Origin of the sequence: Fulvivirga sediminis (assembly GCF_016757215.1) — a bacterium.
GTDB classification, from domain to species: domain Bacteria; phylum Bacteroidota; class Bacteroidia; order Cytophagales; family Cyclobacteriaceae; genus Fulvivirga; species Fulvivirga sediminis.
Map to the genome: position 1 here is coordinate 67,993 of NZ_JAESIY010000005.1, position 24,271 is coordinate 92,263.

At 35.4% G+C, this 24,271-nt stretch carries 22 protein-coding genes; 16 read left to right on the top strand and 6 right to left on the bottom strand.

The genetic code is table 11. From position 1 onward, the window contains the following. The first annotated feature begins 31 nt into the window (after positions 1 to 31). From cdd to JL102_RS10020, 12 genes are all read left to right on the top strand, one after another. Positions 32 to 514, top strand: coding sequence for a cytidine deaminase (gene cdd, locus JL102_RS09965; protein WP_202244252.1), 483 nt, complete (start codon positions 32 to 34; stop codon positions 512 to 514). A gap of 134 nt (positions 515 to 648) precedes the next feature. After that, a complete protein-coding gene (locus tag JL102_RS09970) occupies positions 649 to 3,021 on the top strand; it encodes a PAS domain-containing protein (protein WP_202244253.1) in 2,373 nt (790 codons plus the stop codon). A gap of 85 nt (positions 3,022 to 3,106) precedes the next feature. Then, entirely contained in the window at positions 3,107 to 3,925 is an 819-nt protein-coding gene (locus JL102_RS09975; RefSeq protein WP_202244254.1) for a CheR family methyltransferase, read from the top strand. Between the two features lie 17 nt (positions 3,926 to 3,942). Then, positions 3,943 to 4,536, top strand: a complete 594-nt coding sequence (locus JL102_RS09980) for a chemotaxis protein CheB (RefSeq protein WP_202244255.1) — start codon at positions 3,943 to 3,945, stop codon at positions 4,534 to 4,536. Next, positions 4,537 to 5,409, top strand: coding sequence for a GAF domain-containing protein (locus tag JL102_RS09985; RefSeq protein ID WP_202244256.1), 873 nt, complete (start codon positions 4,537 to 4,539; stop codon positions 5,407 to 5,409). It begins immediately after the preceding gene. An 11-nt stretch (positions 5,410 to 5,420) separates the two neighbouring features. Further along, positions 5,421 to 9,050, top strand: a complete 3,630-nt coding sequence (locus tag JL102_RS09990; protein ID WP_202244257.1) for a SpoIIE family protein phosphatase — start codon at positions 5,421 to 5,423, stop codon at positions 9,048 to 9,050. Positions 9,051 to 9,152: 102 nt separating this feature from the next. After that, positions 9,153 to 9,683, top strand: a complete 531-nt coding sequence (locus JL102_RS09995; protein WP_202244258.1) for a SiaB family protein kinase — start codon at positions 9,153 to 9,155, stop codon at positions 9,681 to 9,683. 36 nt (positions 9,684 to 9,719) lie between these two features. After that, a complete protein-coding gene (locus JL102_RS10000) occupies positions 9,720 to 10,082 on the top strand; it encodes a DUF1987 domain-containing protein (RefSeq protein ID WP_202244259.1) in 363 nt (120 codons plus the stop codon). Between the two features lie 49 nt (positions 10,083 to 10,131). Beyond that, complete coding sequence (locus JL102_RS10005; RefSeq protein WP_202244260.1) at positions 10,132 to 13,212, top strand: ATP-binding cassette domain-containing protein; 3,081 nt, start codon at positions 10,132 to 10,134, stop codon at positions 13,210 to 13,212. A gap of 75 nt (positions 13,213 to 13,287) precedes the next feature. Next, positions 13,288 to 14,187, top strand: coding sequence for a hypothetical protein (locus JL102_RS10010; protein WP_202244261.1), 900 nt, complete (start codon positions 13,288 to 13,290; stop codon positions 14,185 to 14,187). 19 nt (positions 14,188 to 14,206) lie between these two features. After that, positions 14,207 to 14,638 (top strand): hypothetical protein, encoded by a 432-nt coding sequence (locus tag JL102_RS10015; RefSeq protein WP_202244262.1) that lies wholly within the window; start codon positions 14,207 to 14,209, stop codon positions 14,636 to 14,638. Positions 14,639 to 14,702: 64 nt separating this feature from the next. Beyond that, on the top strand, positions 14,703 to 15,347 hold the full coding sequence (locus tag JL102_RS10020; RefSeq protein WP_202244263.1) for an alpha/beta hydrolase: 645 nt from the start codon (positions 14,703 to 14,705) through the stop codon (positions 15,345 to 15,347). Here JL102_RS10020 and JL102_RS10025 read toward each other — a convergent pair. The 4 genes from JL102_RS10025 to JL102_RS10040 all read right to left on the bottom strand — a co-directional run bounded on the left by JL102_RS10025 (position 15,339) and on the right by JL102_RS10040 (position 19,835). After that, the gene (locus JL102_RS10025; RefSeq protein WP_202244264.1) at positions 15,339 to 16,097 is read right to left on the bottom strand and encodes an SDR family NAD(P)-dependent oxidoreductase; all 759 of its coding nucleotides are present in this window, start codon (positions 16,095 to 16,097) and stop codon (positions 15,339 to 15,341) included. The genes JL102_RS10020 and JL102_RS10025 overlap by 9 nt on opposite strands. Continuing rightward, positions 16,097 to 16,837: a type IX secretion/gliding motility protein PorT/SprT gene (gene porT / locus JL102_RS10030; protein WP_202244265.1), complete on the bottom strand. Its 741-nt coding sequence runs from the start codon at positions 16,835 to 16,837 to the stop codon at positions 16,097 to 16,099. Before porT ends, JL102_RS10025 begins: the two co-directional genes overlap by 1 nt. Continuing rightward, positions 16,786 to 17,511 carry a bifunctional demethylmenaquinone methyltransferase/2-methoxy-6-polyprenyl-1,4-benzoquinol methylase UbiE gene (gene ubiE, locus JL102_RS10035; protein ID WP_202244266.1) on the bottom strand — a complete coding sequence of 242 codons (726 nt, stop codon included), beginning with the start codon at positions 17,509 to 17,511 and terminating at the stop codon, positions 16,786 to 16,788. The genes porT and ubiE overlap by 52 nt, the downstream gene beginning before the upstream one ends. 113 nt (positions 17,512 to 17,624) lie before the next feature. After that, the gene (locus tag JL102_RS10040) at positions 17,625 to 19,835 is read right to left on the bottom strand and encodes an OmpA family protein (RefSeq protein WP_202244267.1); all 2,211 of its coding nucleotides are present in this window, start codon (positions 19,833 to 19,835) and stop codon (positions 17,625 to 17,627) included. Positions 19,836 to 20,024: 189 nt separating this feature from the next. Here JL102_RS10040 and yihA point away from each other — a divergent pair, with 189 nt between their 5' ends. The 3 genes from yihA to JL102_RS10055 are packed head-to-tail and all read left to right on the top strand — an operon-like array spanning position 20,025 to position 21,434. Continuing rightward, a complete protein-coding gene (gene yihA, locus JL102_RS10045; RefSeq protein ID WP_202244268.1) occupies positions 20,025 to 20,624 on the top strand; it encodes a ribosome biogenesis GTP-binding protein YihA/YsxC in 600 nt (199 codons plus the stop codon). Positions 20,625 to 20,678: 54 nt separating this feature from the next. Then, complete coding sequence (locus JL102_RS10050; protein WP_202244269.1) at positions 20,679 to 21,113, top strand: DUF5606 family protein; 435 nt, start codon at positions 20,679 to 20,681, stop codon at positions 21,111 to 21,113. A 9-nt stretch (positions 21,114 to 21,122) separates the two neighbouring features. Beyond that, positions 21,123 to 21,434, top strand: a complete 312-nt coding sequence (locus tag JL102_RS10055) for a hypothetical protein (protein WP_202244270.1) — start codon at positions 21,123 to 21,125, stop codon at positions 21,432 to 21,434. Here JL102_RS10055 and fbp read toward each other — a convergent pair. Further along, entirely contained in the window at positions 21,431 to 22,420 is a 990-nt protein-coding gene (gene fbp, locus JL102_RS10060) for a class 1 fructose-bisphosphatase (RefSeq protein WP_202244271.1), read from the bottom strand. The two genes, JL102_RS10055 and fbp, sit on opposite strands and share 4 nt — an antisense overlap. A 92-nt stretch (positions 22,421 to 22,512) precedes the next feature. On the opposite strand from fbp, the gene JL102_RS10065 reads away from it, so the two are divergent. Beyond that, entirely contained in the window at positions 22,513 to 23,763 is a 1,251-nt protein-coding gene (locus tag JL102_RS10065) for an aspartate kinase (protein WP_202244272.1), read from the top strand. Here the strand turns inward: JL102_RS10065 and JL102_RS10070 are convergent. Continuing rightward, the gene (locus tag JL102_RS10070) at positions 23,749 to 24,249 is read right to left on the bottom strand and encodes a low molecular weight protein-tyrosine-phosphatase (protein WP_202244273.1); all 501 of its coding nucleotides are present in this window, start codon (positions 24,247 to 24,249) and stop codon (positions 23,749 to 23,751) included. The genes JL102_RS10065 and JL102_RS10070 overlap by 15 nt on opposite strands. Positions 24,250 to 24,271 lie beyond the last annotated feature (22 nt).

The following is a 24,271-nucleotide window of genomic DNA, read 5'->3' on the forward strand; positions in this document are numbered from 1 at the left end:
CATAGTATATTGCAATTTAACTATCAGAAATATGGAACAAGAAATTATAGAAGATAAAGGGCATTCCACATACAGTTATGCTGACCTTAACGAGCAGTATAAAAAATTAATAAAAAAAGCTCAAGAAGCTTGCGACACCTCTTATTCACCCTACTCCAAATTTAAAGTGGGGGCCGCCATTTTACTAGATAACGGAGAAATACTGACTGGTTCTAATCAAGAAAACTCATGTTATCCAGCAGGGCTTTGCGCAGAAAGAGTGGTTCTTTTCTTTGCCGGAGCAAACTATTCAAACCATATCATTAAACAAATAGCTATAACAGCTAAAAGGTGGAACGATGATCAATTTCTCCCTATCTCACCATGCGGCGGATGCAGGCAGGTATTATTAGAAACAGAAGTAAAACAAGAATCTCCAATAAAAGTAATACTTCAATCTCCTGAAAATCAGTGGATTGTAACAAATTCCTCAGAAGTCCTTTTACCTTTTGGCTTTAACAAACATTCATTGTAAAAGTTTTTTATTTCCTTTAATTAAACGGAATAGTATATTAGAAGACTACTTAAGTATTTTTTTACATGAATTTTGACTCTAAAAATATATCAATAAGCAAGCAGGTTATATTTCTCTGCATAGCATTTTTTTTATTGGCAGTCTTTAATTTCTTCTTGGTTGATCACTATCAAAAGAATCTTTTAGAAGACACTGAGCAAATCAACTCATTGAGAAAGCTCCAAACTTTAACTACTAGATTAAAACGAGAAAGTCAGGCGTATGTAGACGGAGATCTTTTGATAAAGCCAAAAATTGAATCTACATATAATGGCATTAGTAATACAATCGCAGAGCTAAATATAGCTTCATTAGAAGAAGAGATAATAGATGATGATGCTTTTGTAAGTGACTCGGTAGACTATGAGCTAATGAGTTTACAAGGATTAAAATTTGAGCTACATAAAAAGTGGGATCACATACAACCCCATATAGAAAATCTCTTATTTGAACCCCTTTCCAGAGACACAGTTGTAGAAGAAATAAAGCAAATACCTTTAAACGATTCTTTAAATACGTATACAACAGAAACTTCTAAAAAAATTCTAAGTATCTCTAACTCCAGACTTCAGAAATCTAATAACTATATCAAAAAAACCAGTGACAAGATTATATCCCTGACTGATACAATTATCTATAAAGAAAAAGAAGCTAAAAAGGAAGATCATTCAGACCTGACATTTGTACTATTTGTGTTCCTTTTACTCTTCTCTGCTGCTATTATTTTCATATACTTATATGTGAGAAAACAAGTACTAGAACCACTGAATGAACTCCGTCAGGCTACTGAAAAAGTTAGCTCAGGCGAACTGGCAGAAACTGATTTAGCTGCTAATAAAAATGAAGTAGGAGAAATAGCTTCCCATATCAATAAAATTATCGGCAACCTTAAAACAGCTACCAACTTTGTCAAAAACATTGAAGAAGGTAAACTAGATAGTACATTTGAGAACATTAACGAAGAAGAACTGAACGAAGAAAGCCTCGAAAAAGCACTTCTGACCATGCGTGAGCAAATGAAAAAGGTGGAAGTAGCTGATAAAGAAAGGAAGTGGACTTCAGAAGGATTAGCCAAATTTGTTGATATACTAAGAACAACTGATGATAGCGTTTCTAAATTAGGCGACATTATCATCTCTAACTTAGTTAAGTACACCAATTCAAATCAAGGTGGACTTTACATCATCAATGATGATAATACTAATAACATAAAATTAGAATTAGTTTCTCTCTTTGCGTTTGATACCAAAAAGTATGACCATAAATCATACCGTATAGGAGAAGGCCTTGTAGGTCAAACTTATCAAGAAAGGGAAACTATCTATTTATTAGAAATTCCACATGATTATATCAGTATAACATCAGGATTAGGTGGGGCTAATCCCAGAGCCATTCTGTTAGTGCCTCTAAAAATTAACGAAGAAATTTATGGTGTGATTGAACTTGCTTCTTTTCAGGAATACGAACAATACGAAATTGATTTTGTCGAAAAACTAGGAGAAAGCATAGCTTCTACCATATCCACAGTTAAAAACAACCAGCGCACTAAAATTCTACTTGAAGATTCTCAGGCTCTTACCGAGCAAATGAGATCTCAAGAAGAAGAGATGAGACAGAATATGGAAGAGCTGCAGGCTACCCAAGAGCAGCTTACTCGTCAAATGAACGAAAACAATCAAATGCAGGAAGATCTGTTAAAGGAAAAAGCCTTACTCGATGCTCTTCTCAACAACTTGCCTGATTACATCTACTTTAAAGACACTGAAAGTAGATTTATAAGAATTAGTAAGTCTATGGAGAAATTGTTCCCCTACCCTCTTGATGAAATGATTGGGAAATCAGACTTTGATTTCCAGCAAAAAGAAGCTGCCCAAAAATTCTATGATGAAGAGCAGGAAATCATGAACAAAGGCATTGGCTATACTAACGAAATGGTTCACGAAGTAATGACTAATGGTACTGATCAATGGGTAATCACTACTAAGCTCCCATTCTATGACAAAGACGGTAACTGCATGGGTACATTTGGCACTTCTAAAGACATTACAGACATAAGAGATCAAATAGAATCATCGGTTTCACAGAAGGCTCCAGATATTACGGAAATAGAAGAGGCCCTGAATCAGCAAATGGAGGAATTAAAAATTACTCAGGAGCAGTTAGATTCAAAGCTAATAATGTCTGAAACGTCCTTAAAAGCATTTGATGCTATTTCAAATATCATAATTATAAATAGTGAAGAAAAAATATCGTATGCGAATGAAAATGCGCTAAAAAGTTTGGATTTAAAAAAAATCGAATTAATTAACCAAGGGATAGATACCTTATTAGACAAAAGTGTATTAACCAACATTGAAAGGGATCAGATCCTAACTAAAAGCTTAACTTTTAAGCCCAATCGTTCGACGAAACTTGTGAATATATATGCTGATATAAGCAAAAATTACATTCACCTCATTTGGATTTAACAGGCTCTAAATCATTTATTTATAGGGTCATATTTTATTTTTTGGTATATTCTTTCTGGACAAAGAATAGTTGGCAAAACAGATAATGAAGGAAATTGATATTGCAGATTTAAAGAAGATTACGGAGTTAGTGAAAACTAAGTACAATTATGATTTCACTAACTACGCTATGTCCTCATTCAAAAGAAGAATCTTAAGAATCCTTGAGCTTCAAAATACCACAGTGGATGTGCTAATAAAGAAGCTTAATGAGTCTGATTTTTTAGATGACTTTCTTAATGAGATCACCGTCAATGTAACAGAAATGTTTAGAGATCCTCCTTTCTGGAGAGTTCTTCGCGACGACATTTTACCAGCCATTATGCTGAATCATCAAAAAATCAGAATATGGCATGCCGGATGCTCATCAGGTGAAGAAGTATTCTCCATGACTATTATGTTAAGAGAAATGGGCATTTTGGATAAGGTTTCTATTATAGCTACTGACCTTGACACCACTATATTAGAAAGAGCTAAAGCTGGTGAGTACAACCTGAAAAACATGGAGCTTAACGAAAAGAACTACATTAGGTACCAAGGTAACAGCACACTCAAAGACTATTATAGTGAAGTAGGAGGAAAAGCTATAATGGATAAAAGCTTGGTAGAAAATGTATCATTTCGAAAGCATGACCTCGTAAACGGTGAAGTGTTCAATAAATTTGATCTCATCCTTTGCAGAAATGTGATGATATATTTTAATCAGACCTTACAAAACGATGTGCTTAGAAAATTTCATGAAAGCCTCTTTAAGTATGGGTATCTGGCCATAGGTTCTAAGGAGTCTCTCATTTGGTGTGATATAGCCAATAAGTTCATTGTAGTAAACAATGAAGAGAAAATATATAAGAAAATTAAAGATTAAGAGTATTTGGTCTTGGGATGAGTCGCTTTGATTTAAATAATAAATATAAAGCCGTAGTAATTGGAGGATCAGCAGGCAGCTTTCAGGGAATAGTTAAAATACTATCTCACTTACCTGAGGATTTCCCTTTACCTATTATTATGTGCTTACACAGGCTGAAACACGTCAGAAATGGCTTCGTTGAGGCATTGTCCATTAAAAGCATTATGGAAGTTACTGAACCTTTCGATAAAGAAAATATTAAGCGTGGCAAAGTATACCTTGCGCCGGCAAATTATCATTTATCAGTAGAGCTCGGAAACTACTTTAGTCTTTCTACAGAAGAAATGATTAATAATTCCAGACCAGCCATAGATATTACTCTAGGTACTGCTGCTTATGTTTATAGAGATAAATTAATAGGTATCCTTCTTTCTGGAGCTAATAGAGATGGAGCCGTTGGGATGAAATATATTAAAGACAAAGGGGGACTAACAATAGTTCAGGAACCATCTGAATGCATGATTGATACTATGCCTACAGCTGCTCTTAATATCACCCCAATTGACCATATATTAAAAACTGATGATATAGTAAATTTTTTTTCAGAGTTAAATAAACATTACAAATAAATGAAGATAAAATTCAGGAAATTGAACATTGCTCTGATTACTTTATATGTAGCTGGTATTATAGTTACCACATATGTTCTTTTTCATTTACAAGATGACCTCATCACTGATGGAGCCATTGATGTATCAAAACTATCAACGTCCCAACCTATTTTTTTCAAATCATATATAGTAGCAGGTATAACGCTGCTCATTGGCTTAGGAAGTTTAGTTTTGGCCCTTTCAAGTTCCAATCAAGAGGTGATTTACGTAGATAGAAAGAAAGACAGTAAATCAGACAATCTTGATGATAATGGCAATTACAGTGATGATGATAGTCATACATTGGATCTAAACGCTATAAAAACCATCCTTTTACAAGAAACAGAGGAAGCAAAACTTGCTAAAGAACTCCTTGTAGAAGTATGTAAGCAAATGGACGCCGGCTTAGGTGCTGTATATAAGGTTATAGAAACCGACGGAAGTAGGAAATTATCATTAAAAGCTTCGTATGCACTACCTATGGCAGAATCCAAATCGTTAGATTTTGAATTTGGCGAAGGATTAGTAGGACAAGTGGCTAACGAAAAAAAGACAATTTTAATAGACGATATACCTGAAGGATATATCAAAATCATGTCTGGGTTAGGATCAGCGTCTCCCACTCATCTTTTGATAACCCCTATCATTCATAAAGATCAATTATACGGTGTTGCCGAAATAGCCTCCTTTACTAGTCTGGGAAAAACTGAGGAAAGAATGGTGCATGAAACTTTCAAACAATTCACTCAGGCATTAGATGTGATAGAAAGTGAATCTAAGAAAACTTACCAGTTAAAAACTTCAGCCTCAAAATCAGGCTCAAATAAAGGAACAAAAGGAAATAAGGAATAAAACATATATCTATGCTTAATAGATTAACTATAAGTAAAAAAATAACAGCCCTTGTAACCACAGTGGTCATTTTCACTGTGATAGCAATAAGCTTGCTCTCATATAAGTTGGCAAAAAACACTATCCGTAATGGTTATATAGAAAATTTAACCGTTATAGCTGATAGTAAGTCAGATAAACTAGAAACGTATTTCAATCATCATATTTCAAACTTAAAACTTCTTCAAAATTCCCAAACATTACAAGAAGGAGTAAAAGTAGTTGAGGCATCATCTATGGGTATGGGAATGGATATGGGTGGAGCATTTGATTTCTCATCCCCTTCTAGCACCTCTGATGAAACAGATGATTTCACTGATGAAAGTGCAGAAGAGTTCTCAGAACAACCTTCTGAAGATGATTTTTCAAGTTTGCCTATGGCAGGTGGATTCGATGATATGGACAGCATGCCTACGGAAGCTCCTCTAGAAGATATGGGCATGGTATCAGAAATGTCGGCACCTGCTTCTAACTTTTCTGATGAGGATATCAATACCTTCATCAGTAATGTAAAAAGCATTAATAATTATGAGGATATTTATATTGCTAATTCCAGTGGAAAAGTTTTATACTCTACAGATCAAAGTAAAAGTAATATTTCTGACCCAAGTTTATTAACTGAAACTCTAAGTGGAATAAACTTTAGTAATATTCACAAAGATACAGACCTAGGTATTGACTATGTATATGCCAGTGCCCCTGTAACTCTTACTTCGGGTAACAGAGCCCTTTTATTTTTAAAGGTAAATATGGCTTCTGTTTATTCAGAATTAAATGATTCTACAGGTTTAGGAAAAACAGGAGAAGTTATTTTGGCCAGAATAGATACTGTATCTAAAATAATTAACTTCTTAAATCATCCTAGGAATGTAAGCGATAGTTCATTTAAAACTCACAAAGAAGGTGAACTTAAATTCATTGCCTTAAAAAATGCTACCCGAGGTCAAAATGGAGCAGGGTATAGTATGGATTACCGGGGGAAAGAAACGGTTGCAGCATGGAGATTTATTCCGAATGTTAAATGGGGATTAGTTGCTAAAATTGATAATGAAGAGATTTTTCAGGAAATAGATTCATTTTTATATACACTCTTAGGGTCAGGTTTGGTTATAGTGGTAATATCTACTCTAATTTCTTTGCTATTCTCTAATTTCTTAACTCGTCCTCTTGATGCATTAAAGAAAACATTAGAGCTAGTAGGTAACGGTATTCTACCTGAAAAAGTAGAGAAAAAATCAAATGATGAACTAGGTACAATGGCCTTAAGTCTTAATTATTTGGTTCAAACCTTAAAACGAACTGCTCATTTTGCCCAACAAATTGGAGAAGGAAATTTTGACGCCAATTTTAAACCAATTAGTGAAGAAGACGACCTTGGTATATCTCTAGTTAACATGCGAGATAATCTTATTGAAGCTGAAAAAAGAGATAAACAAAGAAACTGGATCGTAACTGGTGTTGCAGAAATAGGTGAAATCTTAAGAGCTCATGATAACCTTGAGACTCTCGGTGACGAAACAATCAAGTACATCATCAATAAAATCGGTGCCGTGCAAGGTGCATTCTATGTTATAAACGATGATGAGGAAATTCCTGCGCTGGAAATGGCCTCTAGCTTCGCTTATAATCGAAAAAAACATCTAAAGGGTAAATTCAGATTTGCCGAAGGTCTTATTGGACAAGCGGCAGCAGAAAAAGATACCATCTTAAGAACCGAAATACCAGCTGATTATGTAACTATTACCTCTGGTATTTTAGGAGATAAACGACCTACTTGTATACTTATAGTTCCCCTTATTACTGATGAAAAGGTATATGGAGTTCTTGAATTTGCAGGTTTTGGTAAGTTCGATCAAGGTAAAGTAAGGTTTGTTGAGGAATTAAGCTTGATACTTGCAAGAACAGTTTTCAACATTAAAGTAAATGAAAGAACTAGAAAGCTGTTGCAGGAATCTCAAACTATGAGTGCTGAGTTGCAAGAGAAGCAGGAAATTTTAAGGCAAAATGCCGAAGAAATGCAGGCTACTCAAGAAGAGCTTCAAAATTCTAACAACAAACTTGAAGAGCAAATTGAAGAAGTAAACCGTACTCAGAAAAGAATGCAGTTACTTCTAGAAAATGCATCTGAGGTTATTACAATTTATGAAGAAGATGAAACTATAAGATATATAAGTCCATCAGTAGAGCCTATTTTAGGGTTCTCTCAAAAAGAAATGATGGGTATATCTGACATCAACAAGGTTCACCCTGATGGCGTGGAGGCCTTTAAAAACATGTTCAAGGTATTGAAAGAAAATCCTGAAGAACAAGTTACTATACAGTACGAGTACAAAACAAAAGAAGGCAACTACATTTGGCTAGAATCCACAGGTACTAACTTTATGTCTAACCCTGCTATCCATGGCCTTATTGTTAACTCTACGGACATTACTGAAAGAAGAAGAGCTGAGCAAGAGCAAAGAATGAGAAGTAAAATGCAGGCTCTTTCTGAAAACTCAGTAGACCTGATCGCTAGGTTAGAATCTGACAGCATTTCCTATATTAACCCTGTGATTGAAGATTATACAGGCAGGAAACCCGTTGATTACTTAAATCATAAGGTAAGTGAGACAGATCTTCATCAGCAGGTATTAGAAAGCTGGCTCAAGATAGTAGAAGAAGTTAACACTTCTAACTCTAAAATCACTACAGAGATGGATTTCCCTTCTGAAATGGGAGACAGAGTTATGCAAGTAAATGCGATCCCTGAATATGATGAGTCTGAGGTGTTGGAATCTGTGCTTGTCGTATCACATGACATCACTGATAGAAAAATCATTGAACTTGAAATACAGAATAAAAACAAGAAGATTGCTGATAGTATTAACTATGCTAAACGTATTCAAAATGCAATCCTTCCTAACAATGTCGTAATTAATAAGGTATTACCTGACTCATTCATTTTGTATAAACCAAAAGATGTAGTTAGTGGTGACTTCCCTTGGTATGTTCAAGTTGGTGAAGACATTTATATGGCTGCAGTTGATTGTACAGGTCATGGTGTTCCAGGAGCGTTGTTATCATTAATCGGATACTTCTTACTTAATGATATTGTAAGGAGTAGAAAAATATCTGATCCAGGTTTAATCCTAGACCAGCTAGATGAAGGAGTAACCACCACTTTAAGGCAAGATCAAGATGATTCTAAAACTAAAGATGGTATGGACATCGCACTGTGTAAGATAAATGTTAAAAAACAAACAGTGGAGTATTCAGGAGCTCACAGACCTTTATATGTAATTAAGGATGGAGAAATGCAGGAAATAAAAGGAAATAAATTTGCTATTGGTGGAGGTATCTATAAGAACCAGACCAACTTCACCAATCACAAAATCAGCCTATCAAAAGGCGATTCTTTCTTCTTCTGCTCTGATGGTTTCCCAGATCAGTTTGGTGGTCCAGACAATCGCAAATTTGGTCCTAAACGAACTAGGGAATTAATTAGTGAGATACACGATAAACCTATGCAAGAAGCCTATAAAATTATTGACAAAGAATGGGAAGATTGGAAAAGCGACGAAAAGCAAACCGATGATGTTCTATTAATAGGTATAAAATTCTAGAGATTAAGGATTAATTGTAGTATTTTGGAGGGTAAATTACCTCCGCTAGAGATGAAATAAAAGAAAAATAATCGGCAATAAGATTTAAACACAAAACAACTTATGAAGTATATTTTCGATTTACACCAAACCATGCTAGACCACAATCTAATTTTGGTTTATGAAGGTGAATTCACTCAGGAAATAACCAAATCTGTGCTAGCGATGGCGGAGAGAAATATGGATTCGTCTGGGGAAGAGTCTAGTACCAAGAGAAAAGTATTTAATGTTATGGTTGAGTGTCTTCAGAATATAGTGAAGCACGCAGATGAAGTAGACCATAATCATGCGGCAGTTTTCATGATAGGAAAACACGAAAACGAATATATTATAATTTCGGGCAACCCCATCAGACAAGAAAACGTAGCTTCACTTAAAGAAAAGCTGGAGCACATCAATGGTCTTGATAAAGATGGCCTGAAAACTTTATACAAAGACATTATTAAAAGTACAGAGATTTCTGACAAAGGTGGAGCGGGTCTAGGTTTCGTAGACATGGCTCGTAAGTCAGGTCAAAAACTAGGTTTTGATTTTGTCGAAATGGAAGATGGAAATTCATTCTTCTGTTTAAAATCGTGCATAGAAAGATCATAATAATTGACAACTACTATTTTTTAAAATACATAAACAATGGATATACTTAATTTAGAAGGCACAGAAGATACCCCTAAAATAATATTAGATAAAGGAAATGGCATTTATGAAATCTCAGGACGTTCACTTCCTGAAGATTCAGCCGAATTTTATCAACCTGTTTTGGATTGGATAAGCGAATATTCTGGATCTCCTAATCCGTCAACTGAATTCATGTTTAAACTTGAATATTTCAACACTGCTTCTTCAAAGCTTATATTAGACGTATTGTCTGCTCTTGAAGATATTGATGGTGTTACTATTATTTGGTATTTTCATGAAGATGATGAAGATATGGAAGAAGCTGGTGAAGAATTCTCTGAACTTGTTGAAATTCCTTTCGAATTCAAAACTTATTAATATTTTATTTTTTAAACTTTTTCAAATTCTCCCATAGGAGGACCAATATATGAGTGAGGAAATACTTAAAGCTCTTACCCAACTATTCGCAATTATCACTAAACAGGATGGAGGTGTAACCGAAAAGGAAAGGCTTTTTGTTATCAGCTTTTTTAAACAGGAATTAGATCAGGACTCTGTAAAAGAGTACTTGGAATTGTACGATAAATACTCAGGGTACTCTGAAAGTCCTGAAGAAGATGATTCTGTAAAAAAGAAGAAGCTAACATCTGTAAGAGACTCAGTAAAAACACTGGGGCTATGTAAGAAGATAAATAAAACCCTTACTCAAAAACAAAAGGTTGTAGTACTCATTAAAATCCTTGAACTCGTTGGGGCTGATAAAAACTTCACTCCCCAACGAATGGAGATTATTGATACTATAAGTACCGTCTTTAACATTGGAAAAGACGAGTATAGATTCATAGAAGCCTTTGTACTTCAAGAAGAAATTGAGAGTGTCAATTTTAATGATATTCTTATTGCTAATAAGGAAGAAGATGATCCTGAAAAAGATTATAAGCATATAAAAACCGAAATACATGGAAACCTTATCTTCCTCAAAGTGAAGAGTGTTGACATGTATTTCTCCAAATACATAGGTAAAGACGACCTTGTTTTGAATGGTTTCACCATGCAACGTAATAGGGTTTATCTATATTCTCACGGAAGTACAATCAAAACTCCTCAAGGGGCTGCATTATACTATAGCGATTTAATTGCTCTTTTTAATGAGGAGTTCAACACTACTAAACTTTCATTTAACGCACAGATTAAAGAGTTTAGATTCCCTAATGGAGGCTTAGGCCTAAGAGATGTTCAGATAGCTGAAGGCCCGGGAAAATTAATTGGCATCATGGGTGCCAGTGGTGCAGGAAAAACAACTTTACTCAATGTATTAGCAGGCATAGAAAAACCTTCTATCGGAAGCATCGAAATCAATGGTTATGACATTTTTGAGAACAAAGATGATATCCATGGAGTAATAGGATATGTTTCACAGGATGATCTTCTAATTGAAGAGCTCACTGTTTATCAAAACCTTTACTATAATGCCAAATTATGCTTTGCAAACTTCTCTGAAGAGCAACTTCAGAAAAGAGTAATGGATGTTCTGGAAAGCCTTGGTCTTGACCAGAGAAAGGATTTAAAAGTTGGTAGTGTTTTAGACAAGACCATTAGTGGAGGTCAAAGAAAACGACTGAATATAGCCCTTGAGCTAATCAGGGAGCCGGCTATACTCTTCGTTGATGAACCTACCTCGGGGCTTTCATCGAGAGATTCCGAAAATGTAATTGACCTTTTAAAAGAACTATCATTAAAAGGTAAATTAATATTTGTTGTAATACATCAACCTTCATCAGACATCTATAAAATGTTTGATAAGATGTACATCATGGATACTGGTGGCTATCCAGTATTTTATGGTAACCCTGTAGAAGCTGTAAGCTATTTTAAAAAAGCGACTAACCAGGTCGATAGCCAAAGAGGCCAATGTGAAGTTTGCGGTAATGTAAACCCTGAACAGATATTCAACATCATTGAAGCCAAGGTCGTTGATGAATACGGCCAGCTAACGAATAAGCGAAAGGTAAATCCTAAACAGTGGAATGATAGCTACAAAGAGAACTTTAATATCCAAAAAGTTGAGGAAGTAAAAGAAGAACCGCCTCATTCTTTAGATATACCAAACAAGCTTAAGCAAGCTTTAATCTTCGCTAAAAGAGACTTACTAAGCAAATTAAGTAATAAACAATATTTACTTATAAACCTATTAGAAGCTCCATTATTGGCTATAATACTTGCTTTTATTATTAGATATAAAAGCTCACCAAAAGGTGATGAGTATATTTTTAGATTTAATGAAAATATACCAGCATTTATGCTTATGAGTATAGTAGTGGCCCTGTTTATGGGACTCACCGTAAGTGCTGAAGAAATCATAAGAGATCGTAAAATACTAAAACGAGAGTCTTTTCTGAACCTCAGTTGGAATAGTTACCTTATATCCAAGCTAACAATTCTATTTGCCTTCTCTGCTATTCAAACGATATCATACGTAATTGTAGGCCACTTAATACTTGAGATCAAGGCTATGACCATACCTTTTTGGTTTGTTCTATTTACTTGTTCCTGTATGGCTAACGTTATAGGCCTTAATATTTCAAGTGCATTTAATTCAGCGGTAACGGTATATGTAATGATTCCATTGTTACTTATTCCTCAAATGATTTTAAGTGGTTTGTTATTCAACTTTGACAAGTTAAACAACCTAATTAGCAGCAAAGGAAAGGTTCCTATTGTAGCCGATCTCATGGCATCGCGCTGGGCATATGAAGCTATGGCAGTGTATCAATTTAAAAACAATCCTTATGAGGCTCCCTATTACGAATTTGAAAAATTCGAATCACAAGCAGATTTTAAAGCAGCCTATCTTGTTGAAAAGCTAAAAGAGTATCAGTCATTTGTGCATGACAACTACACATCTGACAATGACTCTGTTAAAAACATTGTGGAAAAAGATTTCCATATCTTAAGAGAGGAAATCAAGGCTGATCCTTATAAAAAAGGACTTGATAAAATAAACCTTGAAAAGGATCTATCTCTAGAAGGATATAATGATCAAGTAAATGCAAATCTTCAAGCATACCTTTCTAGCTACAAAACTTACTATCAGGATATTTTTAATAGAATAGTAGCTCAAAGGGAAAAGTTAATGTTTTCTCTAGAGCAGCAAGAAGACTATGACCTAAATAAATATAAAGACAAGTATTTTAATGAAAGTTTAGCTGACTTAGTTACTAATATTAATGCTAAGGAGAGAATCATGGAGCATAACGGTAGAATATTACAGCTTATAAACCCTGTATACAATGAACCGGATATTTCTTCTAATCCTCTAAACTATAGGACCCATTTCTTTGCCCCTACAAAAAACTTTTTCGGTATGGAAATAGATACGTTTTACTTTAATATCTTAGTAATTTGGTTAATGACCTTAATTCTTTATATTATGCTTTATTTTGAAGTTTTCCGTAAGGGTCTTGAAGGTTTTAGTAAAATCGACTTTTCTTTTAAAAAGAAAGATTGAATTTTGCTTAATCCTAATATTTATTTGTAATAGAAATATGAATTTTTAATTTTGTTATCACTTAATTTTTTATCTATGAGGATATTACCACTAGGGCTTATTCTGATTTTTATTGTTGCTTGTAATTCGAGCAAGAAGCCCGATGAAGCAGCTTTTTTAGAAGGGCTTGATTCCGCAGAGGTAGAGGGACCCGCAATATCTGAAGAAGTTATTAGTAGCATTATTCAGCAAATACCTTCTCCTCTTGAAATTTCAGTACTACTAAAAGAATCCGGCACTAAATATGACCGTACTCTTTTAAATTCACCTGATAATATTTCAAAATATAACAGCAACTATCAGAGATCTCTGAACTTAGGAATATATGGCACTGACTTAGGTTACACTAACATATATGAGCAGAACCAAGATGGCATCGAGTACATGTCCTCTATTAAAGAGTTAGCTGAAAGTTTAAGTATCGGTCAATTTTTTGACATTGAGACTATTGGCAGGTTAGCTACCAACAGCAAAAACCTGGACTCTTTGTTACTTATAACAACTCAAAACTTCAATAGCATCAACAAATACCTTCAGGAACAAAACAGGGCTAACTTAAGCGTTTTGTCTCTTACAGGTGGGTGGCTGGAAGCCATGCATATTACTTGCCAGGTATATACAAAGACGCCCGATAATAATGATCTTAAAGAAACAATCGGTGAGCAAAAAATCATTTTAGACAATGTTGTTCAACTTTTATCATTTTATGAGCACAAAGATCCAAATATGGCATCACTTTTGGGTGAGATGAAGAAGTTGCAAAAGGTTTATGAATCTGTAGAGATAGTAAAGACTTATAAAGAATCAACGTTCGAGATTGTAGATGGTGTAATGGTTATTAAAGATAACAGCACCAGTGAAATCAAAATAACTGACGAAAACGTAGAGAGCATCAGCAATCTGGTTTCAGCAATAAGAAAAAAAATAATCAGTTAAGAGGAAAACATTTTATAATATGAAAAAGGCTATTTATTCAATTTTTGTTGTGGGTTTGTTCTTTCTATTTTCAGGAAAGGTAAATGGACAATGCAACCCAGAACAATATACTGATGCCTGTATACCAAAATTAGCCTCAGGCTTTAACTTTTTGAAAAGTTATAAAATTGATGGTCAAGGCGGGGCTAAAACAAAAGTGGAATACTCTTATGTATTTACAAAGGGCACTCAATATATGATTAATGTTTGCGCCACAGGTTCTGGCACTGATGGCATTGTGGTTTCTTTATTTGACAGTAACAGAAATCAAGTGGCAACCAGCAAAATCAATGGACAATACATTTCAGCTATCGCCTATCCTTGTAACACCACGGGCATATATTATATCCAGTACACATTTGACAATAGTACACAGTTCTGCGGGGGCAGTGCTTTAGGATTTAAACGATAATATAGAATTAAGAAGTTAGATAGCAGGTCACTTTTAAAAAGTGACCTGCTTTTTTATTCCCAAAATGAAACAACAGAGTATCAAATTCGGATTCCAAGCTCGGTACTTCCAACTTGGAGAACTAAATGAACACACACAAAACATCGTGTTTGTATTGCACGGTTATGGGCAACAAGCGAAATATTTTATCCGTAAGTTTGAAGTACTCAAAAATGAAAACACTTGTGTTATTGCTCCTGAGGGATTGTCTAGATTTTATTTAAAAGGATTTTCAGGCAGAGTAGGTGCTACCTGGATGACCAAGGAAGAAAGGCTAACTGACATTGCCAATTACGTGAATTACCTAAACTCTATCTATAGCAATGTACTTGCCTGTTGTAGCTCTTCAAATCAGATGAACGTTACTTTACTAGGCTTTTCGCAAGGTGCAGCTACAGTAAGTAGGTGGGCTGTCAATGGCTTTATCTCTTTTAATCGATTGATTCTTTGGGCTGGTATCTTTCCTCCTGACATGGACTTTGAAAAAGCCGCAAACATCGTTGAGAGCAAAGAAATACACTATGTATATGGAACTCAAGACCCATTCATTACTCCAGAGCGTCTTTCAGAAATGAACCTGTTATCTTCTAAGATGCAAGTGTCCCCTATTATCACCACTTTTAGTGGCGTGCATGATATCGATCAGACTGTTTTACGAGAGCTATTCTGATTTATTAACAATAGTAGCACTAGCTTGTGCTGTAGGGAAAATTGTTAAGTCACAAATTTTAACATGCGCAGGCCTACTCACTACAAAATATATAGTTTCAGCTATATCCTTTGCCATCAATGGATCAAAGCCCTTGTAGACCTTCTCAGCCCTCTCCTTATCCCCTTTAAATCTTACTTGTGAGAACTCTGTCTCTACAAGTCCAGGGTTTATAGCCGTCACTTTAATATTGTGTTGATTAAGATCAATCAGCATACCCTTATTTATAGCATCTACGGCGTGTTTGGAGGCGCAGTATACATTACCATTAGGATACACCTCTTTACCTGCTATAGAGCCTATGTTGACGATATGCCCTTTCTTACTTTTTACCATTTCAGGAATCACTTCGTTAGAAACATACAGAAGTCCTTTGACATTAATATCCATCATTGCATCCCAGTCTTCTATGTCTCCTTCATTTAGTGGAGATAAGCCATGTGCATTACCTGCATTATTAATAAGAACATCAATAGTTCTCCATTCGGAGTCCAATGATTCAAATGCCGCTTTCACATCTTTTTTATCGCTAACGTCAAAAGATAACATTTGCACGTTTACCTTACCAGACAACTCCGAAGCCAGTTCTTCTAATCGCTCCTTTCTTCTACCGCAGATAATTACGTCATAATTATTGTCGGCTAAAATTCTCGCGGTAGCTAGTCCTATTCCTGAGGTAGCTCCTGTTATGAGTGCTTTCTTATTAGGCATTATTGAAATAGTAAATATAAAGTAATCGTATTGGTGTTAATTCTGTCGATTCCAGCACTGTATTGATTCTCAGCAGAACCCAAAATATTAGTTATTCCTCTAGAAAAACGTATTTCAGGAGAGAATTTAAAAAGCGGATAGTATATATCAATTCCAAAGCCCACATCCATTGACAGGTTAAATTCCTTAACACTAAGATTATCATCACCCACAAATTCAACATCATTTTTACCTGCGGCTTCATAGCCAGGCTTTACTCCTCCCACCAGGTACATACGGGTATTTCCTCTTCTCTCTGATTTATATTTGAGAAGCACTGGCAATTCTACTACGGTAGTCTCTACAGTTTCCAATACCGGAGGAGCATCCAGCCGCTGATAATCAAGAGAGTGCTCATAAAAAGCAACTGTAGGCAGCACCCTCACATCTAGAAAGTCTGCCAAATGCATATTAACAATAAAGCCCAAAGAAAAACCAGCTGACCACTTTGGACTTATAGAATAAAGAGAGTCTAATGATCTATCAATAAATTGATTTGAATGTTTTATCTGATATGCGGAAGTATGTATCCCAATTAAAAATCCATAACTCAAAAACTTATCGTCATAATTAGGATTGTTGATTCCAACCTGTCTTTGAGCATGAGATATATTGGCTCCCGCAATTATTAAAAATATTACCAGAAAGGCTATTTTTCCCCGATGTATATTGAGCTTACGCCAAGAGTTAAAGGCTTGCATTTAGTGTTTTTAAACCCGACTTTATTGAAAATTTTAAGAAAATTATCTCCGTCAGGAAAAGCTTGTACTGATTCCGGTAAATAAGTATATGCTGATCCATCCTTCGAGACCATTCTCCCGATTCTAGGCAAAATTGCCTTAAAATAAAAATTATAAATATTTCTAAACGGAAACTTAGAAGGTCTGGAAAATTCAAGGATCACTACTCTACCGCCAGGCTTTAACACCCTATACATATCACTCAATCCTCTCTCCAAATTTTCAAAGTTTCTTACTCCAAAAGAAACGATCACGGCATCAAACTTATTGTCATCAAACAAAAGCTTTTCAGAATCGCCTAATCGCAATTCAATTTTATGGTCCAGCTTTCGCTCTTTAAGCTTTTTTCTACCTACATCCAACATACCTTCTGATATGTCTACTCCTATTACCTGATCAGGATTAAGCTTTAGAGATTCTATGGCAAAATCAGCCGTTCCAGTGGCAATATCAAGAATTACCTTGGGTTGATATGGCTTCAGCATTTTAATGGCTTTCTTTCTCCATAGAATATCAATACCCAAGCTTAGAAAGTGATTTAAAAAATCATATTTCTTACTTATGTTATTGAACATATCCGCAACCTGCTCCTTCTTACCACTTGATTGCTCCTTATAAGGAAGTACTGATGACATTAAATTAATATTAAAGTTTAACCTCTGTATTTAATCGATATGCAAATATCTCACTAAATACCTTATAATAAAAAAGGGAGCTGACATAGCTCCCTTCTCTTTGTATTTTTTTATTATTTTCCCCCAATTACACTGAACTCAACTCTTCGGTTCAATTCTCTTCCTTCTTTTTCATCATCGTTGCTGGCTAAAGGTCTCTCTTCTCCATAACCCACAGATGAAATTCTTCGGGAATCGATTCCTTTTTTCACTAAGTAATCTTTCACGGCGTTAGCTCGCTTTTGAGAAAGGAATTTATTGTAATCTTTAGAACCAATATTATCTGTATGGCCGGAAATCTCAATATGCATTCCTGGGTTTTGAGACATCATACTTACCAGCTTATTAAGTTCATTATAAGACTCCTGCTTAAAAGTGGCCTGATCAAAATTAAAGTAAATGTTCCTTAATACCGATCTGGTTCCCATTCTCAACTTACGCATCACCACTGTCTTGCTCATAGCTTGCGGCTCCTCTGTAGCAGCCTTTACCCCTACCCTCAAGGTCTGGAAAACATAACCTTCATCTTCTACAGACAAACTATAAACAACTGGTCTAGCATTGATTATTTTAAATTCAAATACTCCTGTGCTTAACCTGCTTCTTCCTGCTACTTGATTATCCTCCACACTGTTCATCGAAACTTTCGCGTCTAAAGGATTATTATCCTCGTCTACAACATTTACAGTAATAGTTACTGGCTGCAAATCAGGTTTCTTTTTAACTACAGGTTGCGGCTCCGGTGTTGGCTCAGGATCCGCTTTCGCCTGATTCTCTAACTCAACCTGCGGCTCTGGCTCTGGTTCAGTCTCTGGGTTTTCTTCTGAGACTAAGTTATTTTCCTCTGGCTCCATTTTCTCTAGCTGAGCAACAATCTCGGGCTCCTTATTCTTAAGAGGCTTGTCTTCTTGAACCAAATCTCTTCTAGTAGTTAAGTTTCTTAGGTTTTCATTTCCAGGAGGAACAGCCACCATATAGATATCGGTATATCCTTGACCATCCTCGCGAACAGAAGCATAATATCCTCTCATACCGTCCTTTGTACTTACAAAGTAAATGTCGTCATCAGGTGTATTAATAGGATAACCTAAATTTTCAGGTTCACTCCAATTACCAGATGCACTATCATATACTGATCGGAAAATATCGTATCCTCCCATCCCTTTTCTTCCTTGACTACTAAAATATAGTGTCTTACCATCATAGTCTATAAAAGGACCATCATCATCGTACGAAGTGTTGATTACCTCCCCAAGATTTTTAGACCTCGTCCATTCCCCTACCTTATTTTTAGTACTGTAATAAATATCAATACCTCCATATCCACCAGGCCTATCACTAGCAAAAAACAATGTTTGCCCATCAGGAGAAATAGAAACTGCGTTTTCTTTGAAACCTTCTGAGTTAATGCTTTCACTTAATGGTTCTGGAGTACTCCATGTATCGTCCTCATTTCTTTCAGAAATATAAATATCTCCATTGTTATCATCTTTATAAATAAATAGCTGATTACCATCTGCAGAAAGTGCCAGGTTAGAACCATGGTATTCGGTATTGATTACTTCTCCAATGTTTTGAGCATAAGTCCACTTACCATTTTCCTTATGTGAAATAAATATATCTTCATATGGTTTGTTATCAGGGGCCACGTTAGGGTTTAAGTTACCATCTCTTCTACGGGAAGTAAACACCATTGTGGTTTCATCTTCATTTAACACAGGAGCATAATCTTCAAATTCTGAATTAACCGCGTTACCAATGTTAACAATAGAGAAATGTGATGGGTTGGCTACAAATTCAATAGCATTTTCACATTCATATATTCTTCTTTCTACCTCTGACAATGCTGTTTTATCTCGGCCACGGTAACCATCTCTAGATATTAATTTGTTTCTATACCTTCCGTAATAATCAAGGGCTTTTTCAAATTCCATTCCATATTGATAACTCCTACCAATGTGGTACATGATATCAAACTTGTATTCAGCATCCAATTTTAAAACCTGTAGTAAGTAGGGTACTGCCTTTTCTTTTCCAACGGTTCTTAGAAAAGCATCACCAGCCATATAATTTGCCTTAATATTGGTAGGATCAACCTCAGCAGCCAAAACATACATATCTCTTGCCTGATCCAAAGCCTGGGTTTGAGCCATAATTTCTTCGGCCGTTATCACATAATCTTCTGCAAGCTTTTTGCTTTCAGGGTCAACATCCTGAGAGAATCCAACACGGGTTAAACTAGAAAAGAGTATAGAAAAAAATAAAAATTTAAGCCCTTTATGCATTTTGTAATGATATTTGCTCCCCAATTTAAAAAAAATTAGTTTAAAAAAAATCAGCCTAAGCCACCTGGAAGTAACATTAACTCAATTAACGGTTAAAAATAAACCATAATTGTCATTAAAGTATTACTTTAAGTTAAAAAATATAAGTAAGCTTAAAAAAAACCTAATATAAATAATTGTTCTCATAAAATGAAAATCAAAAAAGCGAGTTTTATAACCAGTAGTAGCGATTACACGCAATGCCCTCCTACAGGGTTACCGGAATTCGCATTTATAGGCAGGTCTAACGTAGGCAAGTCCTCACTAATTAATATGCTTACTAATCATGGTAAGCTAGCGAAGGTTTCCGGGAGACCAGGAAAAACACAGTTAATTAACCATTTTCTCATTAACGATGAGTGGTACTTGGTAGATTTACCTGGCTACGGATGGGCCAAAGTAGCTAAATCAGAAAAAGAAAAATGGGGAGCTATGATACATGACTATCTAAAGCTTAGAGAAAACTTAGGTTGTATCTTTGTTTTAATAGATTCACGTTTAGACCCTCAACCCATTGATGTTGAATTCATTAACTGGTTAGGGGAGGAACAAATCCCTTTTGCTCTTATCTTTACAAAATCTGATAAGCAATCTAAAAACAAAACACAATCGGCCATAGCCAAGTATAAACGCTATTTACGTCAGTTTTGGGAAGAATTGCCTCCTACTTTTGTAACTTCATCTATGAAGGGTGAGGGTAAAGAAGAATTATTAATGTATTTACAACAATTGATTTCTACTGTTAAATAGAAAAAATATTGATTAATTTTGCACTCCAAATAAAAACACAACATTAAGAAGTATATGGACTATAGTGATATCGCATCAGTTTCTGGAAAAGGAGGACTTTTTAAAATTGTAAAACCTACTCGTACAGGAGTTATTTTGGAGTCTTTGGACGACAAAAAACAAAAATTAGTAGCTAGCGCTACCCAAAGAATTTCTGTACTTAGTGACATATCTATTTATACCACTGACCAAGAAGGCTCAACTCCTTTAGCTGAAGTGTTTAAGAAAATATATCAAGAATTTAATGATGATCTTGGTGTAACAAGCACTTCTTCTCCTGATGAACTTAAAGCTTTCCTTAAGCACATAATACCAGATTATGATCCTCAAAGAGTATATGTATCTGATATTAAAAAAGTGATAAACTGGTACGGAGCTCTCATTGAAAATGCACCTGAAATACTTAGTGCTGAAGACAAGGAAGAAAAAGAAGATACAAAAAAAGACTAACTCAGTTGAATGACGAATAAAGAGCTAGACTATACATTACAGCTAGTAAATAAAGATCTCTCTTTAGAAAAAAATACTTTGCCGGAATCTGTTAACAACTTTGATGAAATCAGAGAAAAACTGATTCCGGTAATTAAGTATTTACTCAATAAGGATTTTAATAGACTACTGACTTCTCTTTACAGAATAGACGTAGATGAGCATAAAGTAAAAGAAGTTATATCCTTAGAAACCCCTGATCAACTAGCCTCATCGCTTACTGACCTTATCTTACAACGAGAATTGCAAAAGGCAGTAACCCGTATTAAATATCAAAGTTAATTATAGAAAGAAATGGCTTTTTCTACCATCTTTTTACTGCCAATGAACAGTGGTACTCTTTGATGAAACTCTTCGGGTTGTATTTCCAAAATCCTTCTTCTACCATCTGACGCCTCTCCTCCTGCCTGCTCCACAATAAACGCTAAAGCATTACACTCATACAGCAACCTTAACTTACCTGCTGGCGAAGCTTCCGTGGAAGGATAAATATATATGCCTCCCTTTAATAAATTTCGATGAAAATCAGCCACCAATGATCCTATATACCTGGCTGACATGGAATTGCTTTTACAATACTCAACATAGTCTTTAACAGGTTTTTCAAAACCATTATAACCACCTTCATTGATAGAGTATATCTTGCCATCTTCAGGAATGATCATATCAGGATGAGATAGGAAATATTCTCCAAGAGAGGCTTCATAAGTGAAGCCATTCACACCATGCCCGGTAGTATAAACTAACATGGTAGAAGAACCATATAATAAATAGCCAGCCGCCACCTGCTCCTGCCCCTTTTGCAGCACATCTTCCTTGGTAATTGGAGTTCCTACGGGAGTAAAACGCCTATAAACAGAAAAAATAGTTCCTACAGATACATTAACATCTATATTTGAGGATCCATCCAAGGGATCAATTGCAATCACATACTTACCTTCATTTTGTAAATCTGTAATTTCTTCGTCCTCCTCAGACACAATGGCGCAGGCCTCACCCCCCTTAGTAAGGGCACGAATAAACCTAATGTTAGCAAGAACATCTAGCTTTTGCTGATCTTCACCTTGAATATTTTGAGAACCTATAGGCCCTATAATATTAATGAGACCAGCTTTATTTATCTCCCTATTTACTACTTTTCCGGCTAGCGCAATATCCCTCAGCAACTGAGACAATTCACCTGTAGCATATTGAAACTCATCCTGCTTTTTCTTGATAAATCTATCCAGGGTAGTACCGATGGGTAAGGCAATCCTAGAGTCCTCCATAAATGAGCAAAGTCTTTAGTTTTTAAAATATTAGATGCAACTTGGTGCTTTAAAATAAACACTAAAAAATTACCGTCCAATTTTTAGTCCTTATGAAAGTATTTAAGTTTGGTGGTGCCTCTATAAAAAATGCACAGGCTATTAGGAATATGTGCGAGATAGTTTCCAACCACAAAGAGGCCAAGCTACTAGTGGTAGTATCAGCTATGGGAAAAAGTACTAATAATCTAGAACTACTCCTTGAAGAAAGAACAAATGAAACTGCCTCTGATAAGAATTTAGCCAACCTTCTTGAGTTTCATGTGTCAATATGCGAAGATCTATTCCCAACGGATCATGATATTTTTAATTATCTTAAGAATCAGATATCAGAGTTAAAGGTTGCACTGCAATCTCCAGCTGACTATAATGAAATATACGACCAGGTAGTTTCAAAAGGTGAGTTGATATCATCAAATATAATTACAGCTTACCTTAATCATTGCGGCACCTCATCTCTTTGGGTTGACGCCAGAGAATATGTAAGAACAGACAATAACTTTAGAGAAGGTCATGTAGATTGGAAGCTTACGGAAGAGCTGATCAGACATGATATAGAAAGCCTTGCTCTCAGCAATGTACTGGTAACGCAAGGATTTATCGGCAGAGCTCAAAACGGGCTCACTACTACCTTGGGCCGAGAAGGCTCCGATTTCTCAGCAGCTATCTTTGCTTCATGCCTGTCTGCTGAATCCGTTACGGTATGGAAAGATGTACCTGGAATTCTGAATGGAGACCCTAAACTGGTAAAAGATGCCATTCTTTTTGATGAACTTCCTTATCAGGAAGCAGCAGAAATGACCTATTATGGAGCAACTGTAATTCACCCAAAAACAATAAAACCTCTAGCTAATAAAGGGATTCCTTTACATGTAAAAAGCTTTGATCATCCCAGTGAACCAGGCACTTTAATTCATGACTGCAAGTTAAAAGAAAACCAGCCTCCTACTATTATCATCAAAAATGATCAGTGCCTTATTTCTTTTAAAGTAATAGATTTCACTTTCGTGAATGAAGATAATCTGAGTCTTATTTTCAAAACACTATCTGACAATAACATTAAAATTAATATCATGCAGAATTCTGCCATATCGTTCTCAATAGTAATTGATAACGATACGAGTAAAATTCAAAAACTGGTATTATCATTGAAAGATCACTTTGACATAAGATACAACAATGGCTTACAGCTGATCACACTGAAAAACTATCAACAAGAAACCCTTGATTCATATAGAAATAATGAAAAAATCCTTTTAGAACAGATCTCCAGAAAAAACTACAGGGCACTAATCAACCCTTGAGGTTGAGGCAGTAATATCATGCTTATCGATAAGGAATTCAAGAAAACTCTCAACTGATCTGTCTACTATTTCAAAAACGTGTTGAAAGCCAGCCTCTCCTCCAAAATATGGATCAGGCACGTCTTCACCGTTAAAATCAGCATCAAAATCGCGCATTAGATAGAATTTATCTACATAGTGCTGGTTCTGGTCATGCCTTTCAATTACCTCATGGTTAGCCTTATCCATAGTAACGATATAGTCAAAGGTCTTAAAATCCACTTTAGAAAACTGCCTGGCCTCATGATCAAGAATGATTCCATTCTCCTTGGCATTAGCCACCGTTCGTGGATCGGGCTGCTCACCAATATGATATTGACTTGTGCCACAAGAGTCTACATTAAAGAGATCAGCTATGCCTCTTTTTTTAATTTTATCAGAAAATATACCTTCAGCCAGTGGTGAACGGCAAATATTTCCCAGACACACAAATAATACATTTATCATATTACAAGAGATTGTTAAGTGA

Bases quoted from the DNA above. Each gene is read 5' to 3' on its own strand.
- cdd (WP_202244252.1), top strand. From the start codon at position 32: ATGGAACAAGAAATTATAGAAGATAAAGGGCATTCCACATACAGTTAT.
- JL102_RS09975 (WP_202244254.1), top strand. From the start codon at position 3,107: ATGAAGGAAATTGATATTGCAGATTTAAAGAAGATTACGGAGTTAGTG.
- JL102_RS09980 (WP_202244255.1), top strand. From the start codon at position 3,943: ATGAGTCGCTTTGATTTAAATAATAAATATAAAGCCGTAGTAATTGGA.
- JL102_RS09985 (WP_202244256.1), top strand. From the start codon at position 4,537: ATGAAGATAAAATTCAGGAAATTGAACATTGCTCTGATTACTTTATAT.
- JL102_RS09990 (WP_202244257.1), top strand. From the start codon at position 5,421: ATGCTTAATAGATTAACTATAAGTAAAAAAATAACAGCCCTTGTAACC.
- JL102_RS09995 (WP_202244258.1), top strand. From the start codon at position 9,153: ATGAAGTATATTTTCGATTTACACCAAACCATGCTAGACCACAATCTA.
- JL102_RS10000 (WP_202244259.1), top strand. From the start codon at position 9,720: ATGGATATACTTAATTTAGAAGGCACAGAAGATACCCCTAAAATAATA.
- JL102_RS10005 (WP_202244260.1), top strand. From the start codon at position 10,132: ATGAGTGAGGAAATACTTAAAGCTCTTACCCAACTATTCGCAATTATC.
- JL102_RS10010 (WP_202244261.1), top strand. From the start codon at position 13,288: ATGAGGATATTACCACTAGGGCTTATTCTGATTTTTATTGTTGCTTGT.
- JL102_RS10015 (WP_202244262.1), top strand. From the start codon at position 14,207: ATGAAAAAGGCTATTTATTCAATTTTTGTTGTGGGTTTGTTCTTTCTA.
- JL102_RS10020 (WP_202244263.1), top strand. From the start codon at position 14,703: ATGAAACAACAGAGTATCAAATTCGGATTCCAAGCTCGGTACTTCCAA.
- JL102_RS10025 (WP_202244264.1), bottom strand. From the start codon at position 16,097: ATGCCTAATAAGAAAGCACTCATAACAGGAGCTACCTCAGGAATAGGA.
- porT (WP_202244265.1), bottom strand. From the start codon at position 16,837: ATGCAAGCCTTTAACTCTTGGCGTAAGCTCAATATACATCGGGGAAAA.
- ubiE (WP_202244266.1), bottom strand. From the start codon at position 17,511: ATGTCATCAGTACTTCCTTATAAGGAGCAATCAAGTGGTAAGAAGGAG.
- JL102_RS10040 (WP_202244267.1), bottom strand. From the start codon at position 19,835: ATGCATAAAGGGCTTAAATTTTTATTTTTTTCTATACTCTTTTCTAGT.
- yihA (WP_202244268.1), top strand. From the start codon at position 20,025: ATGAAAATCAAAAAAGCGAGTTTTATAACCAGTAGTAGCGATTACACG.
- JL102_RS10050 (WP_202244269.1), top strand. From the start codon at position 20,679: ATGGACTATAGTGATATCGCATCAGTTTCTGGAAAAGGAGGACTTTTT.
- JL102_RS10055 (WP_202244270.1), top strand. From the start codon at position 21,123: ATGACGAATAAAGAGCTAGACTATACATTACAGCTAGTAAATAAAGAT.
- fbp (WP_202244271.1), bottom strand. From the start codon at position 22,420: ATGGAGGACTCTAGGATTGCCTTACCCATCGGTACTACCCTGGATAGA.
- JL102_RS10065 (WP_202244272.1), top strand. From the start codon at position 22,513: ATGAAAGTATTTAAGTTTGGTGGTGCCTCTATAAAAAATGCACAGGCT.
- JL102_RS10070 (WP_202244273.1), bottom strand. From the start codon at position 24,249: ATGATAAATGTATTATTTGTGTGTCTGGGAAATATTTGCCGTTCACCA.